This window comes from Exiguobacterium sp. B2(2022) (genome assembly GCF_028823655.1).
Lineage (GTDB): Bacteria > Bacillota > Bacilli > Exiguobacteriales > Exiguobacteriaceae > Exiguobacterium > Exiguobacterium aestuarii_A.
Window position 1 is genome coordinate 43,743 of sequence record NZ_JAPEHX010000008.1, and the last position, 7,699, is coordinate 51,441.

The 7,699-nt window shown below is 47.0% G+C and carries 6 protein-coding genes; all 6 read left to right on the forward strand.

The features are described from left to right. Window positions 1-70 precede the first annotated feature (70 nt). The 6 genes from ON063_RS02835 (at window position 71) to ON063_RS02860 (ending at window position 7,694) form a co-directional block, all read left to right on the forward strand. The gene (locus ON063_RS02835; RefSeq protein WP_274664159.1) at window positions 71-553 is read left to right on the forward strand and encodes a MarR family winged helix-turn-helix transcriptional regulator; all 483 of its coding nucleotides are present in this window, start codon (window positions 71-73) and stop codon (window positions 551-553) included. Beyond that, window positions 546-2,270 (forward strand): ABC transporter ATP-binding protein, encoded by a 1,725-nt coding sequence (locus ON063_RS02840; protein ID WP_274664160.1) that lies wholly within the window; start codon window positions 546-548, stop codon window positions 2,268-2,270. Before ON063_RS02835 ends, ON063_RS02840 begins: the two co-directional genes overlap by 8 nt. Continuing rightward, on the forward strand, window positions 2,267-4,138 hold the full coding sequence (locus ON063_RS02845) for an ABC transporter ATP-binding protein (RefSeq protein ID WP_274664161.1): 1,872 nt from the start codon (window positions 2,267-2,269) through the stop codon (window positions 4,136-4,138). The genes ON063_RS02840 and ON063_RS02845 overlap by 4 nt, the downstream gene beginning before the upstream one ends. A gap of 135 nt (window positions 4,139-4,273) precedes the next feature. Continuing rightward, on the forward strand, window positions 4,274-4,636 hold the full coding sequence (locus ON063_RS02850) for a response regulator (RefSeq protein WP_074032651.1): 363 nt from the start codon (window positions 4,274-4,276) through the stop codon (window positions 4,634-4,636). Further along, a complete protein-coding gene (locus tag ON063_RS02855; RefSeq protein ID WP_274664162.1) occupies window positions 4,633-7,194 on the forward strand; it encodes a sensor histidine kinase in 2,562 nt (853 codons plus the stop codon). Before ON063_RS02850 ends, ON063_RS02855 begins: the two co-directional genes overlap by 4 nt. Window positions 7,195-7,310: 116 nt before the next feature. Further along, entirely contained in the window at window positions 7,311-7,694 is a 384-nt protein-coding gene (locus ON063_RS02860; RefSeq protein ID WP_274664163.1) for a YisL family protein, read from the forward strand. The last annotated feature ends 5 nt before the right edge of the window (window positions 7,695-7,699 follow it).

A 7,699-nucleotide genomic window follows, 5' to 3' on the forward strand; every position in this document is an offset into this window, starting at 1 on the left:
ATTTATTTTACATAAGTAATTGTTCCATATAGAACAATCCGAAACGGAACGATAAAAGGAGTGAACAAATATGACCGAGATGAGCGCAACAAGAGCGCGGGAGATGATGCAATCGTTTTGGCGTGTCCAGCGTGTGTTGATTCGACTCATGCATCAGACGGCACAACAAAACGACCTTACTTTGCCACAGCTTCACGGACTGATGATGTTGAATGAACAAGGGGCAATCACTCAAAAAGAATTGGTTCGCCGCACAAGGATGCCGAAGAGCACGTTGAGTCAATCATTGGATGGACTTGTGGAAAGAGGGCTCATTCGTCGAGACATCAACCCGGACAATCGGCGCGAAGTGGTATTGACGATTGACCAATCGGGCAAACGTTTGATTGAGGAAATTGAACAGCAAGAGGAAGGGACCGAACAACAGTTGAATCAAATCCTTTCTCGTCTAGATGAGGAGACGTATCGCCATATGATTGAAGCTCACCAACACATTGCAGATGGGTTGAACGAAGGGTTCATAGATTGTGAAGGAGGATGTCGTCATGATTAAGTTGTTAAAACGTTTGATTACTTATAAATGGGCCGTCCTCATGGTCTTGTTATTTGTGTTCGCACAGTCGTTAGCAGATTTATTCTTGCCGACATTGATGGCGGATATCATCGATAACGGGGTCGTGACAGGAGACACGGGCTACATTTGGCAAATGGGCGGCATCATGCTTGGTGTGACCGGGCTTGGGGCACTCGCAGCGGTCGTGGCAAGTTTTTATTCGTCGAAAGCGGCGATGGGATTCGGGCGTGATTTACGAAGACGTGTGTTTAACCATGTCGAGCGTTTCTCACTAGAAGAGTTCGATCGTGTCGGCACAGCCTCGCTCATCACACGGACGACGAACGACATCACGCAAGTCCAGCAAGTCATCATTATGATGCTTCGGATGGTCGTCAGTGCACCGATCATGTTCGTTGGTGGTTTGATCATGGCCACGTCGAAAGATGCTAAATTGTCACTCGTCATCGTTGCCGCCATGCCTGTTCTCGTCATCTCGATCTTCCTCATTTTCTGGAAAGCGATGCCGCTCTTCAAGAAAGTGCAAAAACGATTGGACCGCTTGAATCTCGTCTTACGAGAAAATTTGACGGGTATTCGTGTCATTCGGGCCTTCAATCGTGAAAAAGAAGAGCAAGTTCGTTTGACGGAGGCGAATGAACGATTGACGGACGTCTCGATTAAAGTCAACCAAATCATGGCGTTCCTCATGCCAGCCATGATGCTCGTCATGAACTTGACCGTCGTCGGCGTCATCTGGTTCGGAGGCATCCGAATCGATAACGGGGCGATGCAAATCGGGGATTTGATGGCGTTCATTCAATATGTCATGCAAATCATGTTTGCGCTCGTCATGGCTTCTGTCATGTTCATCATGATTCCGCGAGCATCTGTATCTGCGAATCGCATCAATGAAGTGCTCGAGATGACTCCTTCACTCGTCGATGACGGCACGAAGACGGCCGATGTGGAGCACGGGACACTCGTGTTTGATGATGTCACGTTCTTTTACCCAGGTGCCGAAGAGCCGGCATTATCACATGTCAGTTTTTCAGCAAACCCAGGAGAAATCACAGCGGTGATTGGTGGAACGGGGTCTGGTAAATCGACGCTCGTCAACTTGATCCCACGTTTTTATGATGTGACGTCTGGCGAAATTCGCGTGAACGGGGTCGATGTTCAAGCCGTACCGCAAGAGGAACTCCGTTCGAAAATCGGATTCGTTCCGCAAAAGGCGTTACTGTTCACCGGTACGATTGCTGAGAACATTCGATATGGAAAAGCCGATGCGACGATCGAAGAAGTCGAACATGCCGCATCCATCGCACAGGCGAGCAACTTTATCGAGAAAATGCCAGAGCAATATGAATCTGTGATTGAGCAAGGCGGGTCGAACGTATCGGGTGGACAGAAGCAACGTCTATCCATCGCACGGGCACTCGTTCGAAAACCAGATCTATATGTATTCGACGACAGCTTTTCGGCACTCGATTTCAAGACAGATGCCGCGTTACGTAAGGCGTTGAAAGAGGAAACGAAAGATGCGACCGTATTGATTGTCGCGCAACGGGTGAGTACGATCATGGATGCCGATCGCATCATCGTACTTGAAGAAGGAAGTGTGGCCGGGATCGGTACACATGACGAATTGTTTGCGACGAATGCGGTTTATCAGGAAATCGTGAAGTCGCAATTGTCTGAGGAGGAAATCGCATGAGTGAGAAACAAACGACAACGCGACAAACTCATGGTGGGCATGGTGGTCCAGGAGGTCCTGGCGGTGGAAATATGATGATGATGGGTGAGAAACCGAAGGCGTTCAAAGTCACGTTCCGTCGTCTGCTTGCCTATCTGAAACCACGACGCAACACATTGATTGCGGTCTTTGTCGCGGCGATTCTGAGTACGGTCTTTATGATTGCCGGTCCTAAGATCATGGGAATTGCCATTACGGAACTCTTTGAAGGCGCTTATGCGAAATTCATGGGTGTACCAGGCGCGGAGATCGATTTCACGAGAATCGGGCAAATCTTGTCGTTACTCGCAGGACTTTACGTCATCAGCAGTCTATTCAACTACGTGCAACAGTATTTAATGTCAGGCGTTGCGCAAAAGACGGTCTATGATTTGCGGGAAGACGTCAATAAAAAATTGGAACGATTGCCACTCAAATATTACGATGGTCGTTCGAATGGAGAGACGTTGAGCCGAGTGACGAACGATATCGATTTGATTGGGAGCACGCTTCAACAAAGTGTGACGTCATTTATTACCTCGATCGTCACGATTGTCGGGATTTTGATTATGATGTTGTCCATCAGTCCGCTGTTGACGGTCATCTCTCTCGTGTCTTTACCACTCACGATTTTTGCGATTCGTCCGATTTTAAAACGGTCACAACAATATTTTTCCGATCAACAACGCCATCTCGGACGATTGAACGGTCACGTGGAAGAAATGTATACGGGGCACGCGGTCGTCAAAGCGTTCGGTCGTGAAGAGACAGCTGTCCGTGAGTTTGATGAGGTGAATGAAGAACTTTATGATGCCGGACGCAAGGCGCAATTTATCTCTGGGATCATCATGCCGATGACGATGTTCATCGGGAACATCAGTTACGTGTTGATCAGTGTCGTCGGTGGGATTTTAGTCACACAACGAAGCATCTCGATCGGGGATATTCAGGCGTTTATCACGTATACTCGACAGTTCACCCAACCGATTACGCAAACAGCGAACATCGCGAACATCGTCCAGTCGACGGTCGCTGCGGCAGAACGTGTTTTCGAGTTGTTAGACGAAGAGGAAGAAGTAAAAGAAGTAACGACTTATCGGTTGGAGCGAGCTGAAGGGAATGTCGCATTCCGTCACGTCGACTTTGGATATGGAGAGAGTTTACTCATTCAAGATATGAACCTTGATGTGAAGACGGGACAAACCGTAGCCATCGTCGGTCCGACCGGTGCCGGGAAAACGACATTGATTAATCTGCTTATGCGTTTCTATGAGTTGAACGGCGGGGAGATATTAATCGATGGGAAAGACTCTCGTAAAATGTCGAGACAAGATTTGCGTCATACGTTCGGGATGGTCTTACAGGATACGTGGCTCTTTAACGGGACAATCCGTGACAACATCGCTTACGGAAAAACCGGGGCGACAGAAGATGAAATTGTCAACGCGGCGAAGACGGCGCATGCGGACTCGTTCATCCGGACGTTGCCAGACGGATATGACACCGTCTTAAATGAAGAAGCGAATAACATTTCGCAAGGTCAAAAACAATTACTGACAATCGCGCGAGCGGTTCTCGCCAATCCGCCAATTATGATTTTGGACGAAGCGACATCGAGTGTGGATACACGCACCGAGATTTTGATTCAACAGGCGATGAAGCGGTTGATGAATGGGCGAACAAGTTTCGTCATTGCTCACCGTCTATCGACCATCAAGGATGCGGACCTCATTTTAGTGATGGACCAAGGTCGCGTCATCGAACAAGGGACACACGAATCGCTGCTTGAAGCGGGTGGTTTCTACGAAGATTTATATAATAGTCAGTTCGCTGAAAAAGAAGTTGTATAATGAAGAATATAGGTTTTGCGGTCAGATGATTCGGTAAAAGACGTACGAAGATGAGTTTCGTACGTCTTTTTATTTTGTGTAACAATTACAAATCCGTTAAAATAAAAAAATGGGATAAAAAATGGAGGAACGATTATGGTTAAAATCTTACTTGCGGAAGACGAAGAAGTATTACGCATGCTCGTTATGGATACATTAGAAGATGAAGGATATGATATCGATGAGGCGCAAGATGGCGTAGAGGCTTATCGATTGATTGAAGAGAACGAATATGATTTGGTGATTGTGGACCATATGATGCCCGGCATGACGGGGCTTGAGGTCATTGAAAAAGTACGGAAGTTACCAGGGCGACAAGATACGAAAGTGATGATGTTGACAGCGAAAAGCCAACAATCTGACCGTGATTGCGCGAATGAGATTGGTGTCGACTACTTCATTTCAAAACCGTTCAGCCCACTTGAACTCGTTAAAATCATAGGAGGCATCGTGAAGTGAAAAGGTGGTTTAAACAAAAACTTGGACGTGACATTATGGTCGTCCTCTATTCGTTCCTCGTCCTCGCGTTGGTCGGATCGGTACTGACGTATGTCTATATCGAGAACCGTTTAGAGGCAAACGAGACGAAGTTGCGTCAAGTGGACGAACGCGTCGATCGCTTGACGACCATGTGGGATGAGTGGCAAGCCGACCAGTACGACACACGCGGATATCTCTTATTTGGGGACATCGCGTCCCTCGAACGGGCAAGTGCGAATGAAGCAAAATTCCAACAGGAGATCAATTGGTTCAAATCGCAAGTGCAGACTCGTCAAGGTGAGTTGTTCGCAGAAGATTTGCAGCAGTTCCATGACTTTTATTATGACGTCATCATTCCGGTGACGTATGAATATGCGCAGGCACAATTAGATGGTGAGATTACGGAAACGTTTATCGATGCCGAAACGATTGCCGAGTTACCGACGGCGCAACGATTGATTGATCAAGGTCTCGTCCAATTTAATCCGGAGCGTGGCATCGATATTTTAGGGCCGATTGATGAAGTGGAGTCGTCTCTTGAAAACTACCGTCAGTTGATGGCTTCTGAAAAAGAAAACGTCTACGCGGAATGGCGCCAAAACAATAACATTCTTCAATTCTTGTGGATTATGAGCATCGCCTCATTTGCCGCATTGATCTTGTTATTCGTCCAACCGTTCCTTCGTCGTCAAACACGCTTAATTTCAAAACTCTCGATTGCATCGAACCGTTTGTTGAAAGGTGAAATCGTCGACTTGAGCGATCAAATGAAGCGTGAAGACGAAATCGGGACGATGTCTCGCTCGTTTCACAAGATGGCCGAGACACTTCGCGACAATGAACGTCATTTGATTGAAAAGAACCATGAACTTCAAGCGCAACAAGAAGAATTGATCGCCCAACAAGAAGAGCTTCAGGCACAGCAGCAAGAGCTTGAAGAGATTCTCGAACAGACACAACAAAACGAACAACATCTCGCGTACCGAAACGAATTGACGGAGACGTTAGCGTCACGTGATTCGCTTACGGCTTATCCAGAGATTATCGAGAAACTCGTTACGATTACGGATTCGGAAGTCGGTGCCCTCGTTTTCGTCGATGAATCGGGTACGTACCGCGTGACGAGCCATGGTTTGAATGACACGTTGTCACGTCAATTGCTCGATAGTGAGAATTCTGTATTGACGCGAGCGATGACGTTGAAGACGACGGTGCATTCATCGAAACAAGTCGCAAGTGACCATCCACTCCCGTATCCATACTATATGTTCGAGACGGCGGTGCCGGTCCATGACCCGACGGATGACTCGATTATCGCGTTCATCTATTTGGTCCGTTATAAAGATCGTTTCACACAGACGCAGATGGGTGACATCATGTCGTTCGCTCGTCAGCTTTCACTCTCGCTCTTACGGATGCGTCTATTCGAAGAGATGAAGCGTGAAAAAGGGAAGACAGAACGCATTCTTGACTCGATTCGGGAAGCGGTCGTCTATATCGAACATGCGACCGATGATGTGTTTGTGAACCGACCACTCTACGAGATGTTCCCAGAATTAAGTGATGTCAGTATGACAGACCTTGAAGAGGAGTCATGGGAAGAGTGGCGAAACCAGCTTGTTGAGACGGTTGATCAGGCCGAAGACTTTATGAAATATACGAATCGTTTGTTCACTGATGATTTCCCGCATGAAAGTGTCAGCTTCTCGATCCGTAAAGGTGAGATGAACTTGCAGATGTATGCGGAGCGGATTATCGTCGGCGGTCTTTCGAAAGGGACGCTTCTCGTCTTCCGAGATATTACGAGTGAAACAGAAGCTGAGCGACTGAAGAGCGAGTTTATCTCAACGATTTCTCATGAATTGCGGACACCACTCTCATCCATCTATGGATTTACAGAATTGATGGTGAAGAAACAGTTACCAAATGAGAAACAAGCAAAATATTTAGAGACAATTCATGCGGAAACGGAACGTCTGACGCACCTCGTCAACGACTTCCTCGATGTGCAGCGGATGGAATCCGGCAGTCAGATGTACGACCGGGAACAACTTGATATCGAACCGGTCGTTCGTGATATGTTGACGTTTTATGAAGCGTCTTCCTTGAAGCACGAATTCGAATTGATTGCGGATGATGCACGTCCTTATGAGTTGTTCGTTGACTGCCAGAAGTTCAAGCAGCTGATGAGTAATCTATTGTCGAATGCCGTGAAGTATTCTCCACGTGGTGGAAAGATTACGGTGGAGCTTGCCCATCATGAGCATATCGTATCGATCAAAGTGAAGGACGAGGGGATTGGGATTCCGAGCGACGCGCTCGATCGATTATTTGATAAGTTCTATCGCGTCGATAACTCCGATAGCCGCGAAATCGGCGGAACGGGTCTTGGGTTACCGATCTGTCAAGAAATCGTCCGTGGCCATAACGGTCAAATTCATGTGGAATCGATTCAACACGAGGGGTCGACCTTCATCGTTGAAATTCCTAGCTATGAATATGCTGTCCAAGAGGCAGAGACGACACCAGTATCATAATGAAATGAGTCATCCTCGAAGGATGGCTCATTTTTTACGTAAGCGTTCGCTTGACCAATCAGGAGAGGGTTCGTGTACAATGAAGACTGTACAACAACATAAAGGGGGGCATTAGAATGCCACTGATTGCATTCTTGCACACGCACGTTACGAGCTGGATTTTGTTACTTATTTTGTTTGCCGTGGCCTATATGGGTTATAAGAACGGCAACAAGAGTGGAAAGATCGCACATATGGCGTTTCGACTCATGTTACTCATCGCATTCGGAACAGGACTTTATCTCTACCTTCAATTAAACGGAGGCGGCACGTTCTATCACGTGAAAATCACAGTCGGTTTATTGACACTGATCTTCGGTGAGATGACGCTCGTCAAAGTGAAAAAGAAAAAGCCATCAAACGCCTTGTTCGGCGGATTTATCGTATTGGCACTCGTGACAATCTTTATCGGTTACGCATTACCATATGGTCAATCATTCTTCAACAGCTTCATTCAATAAGATTT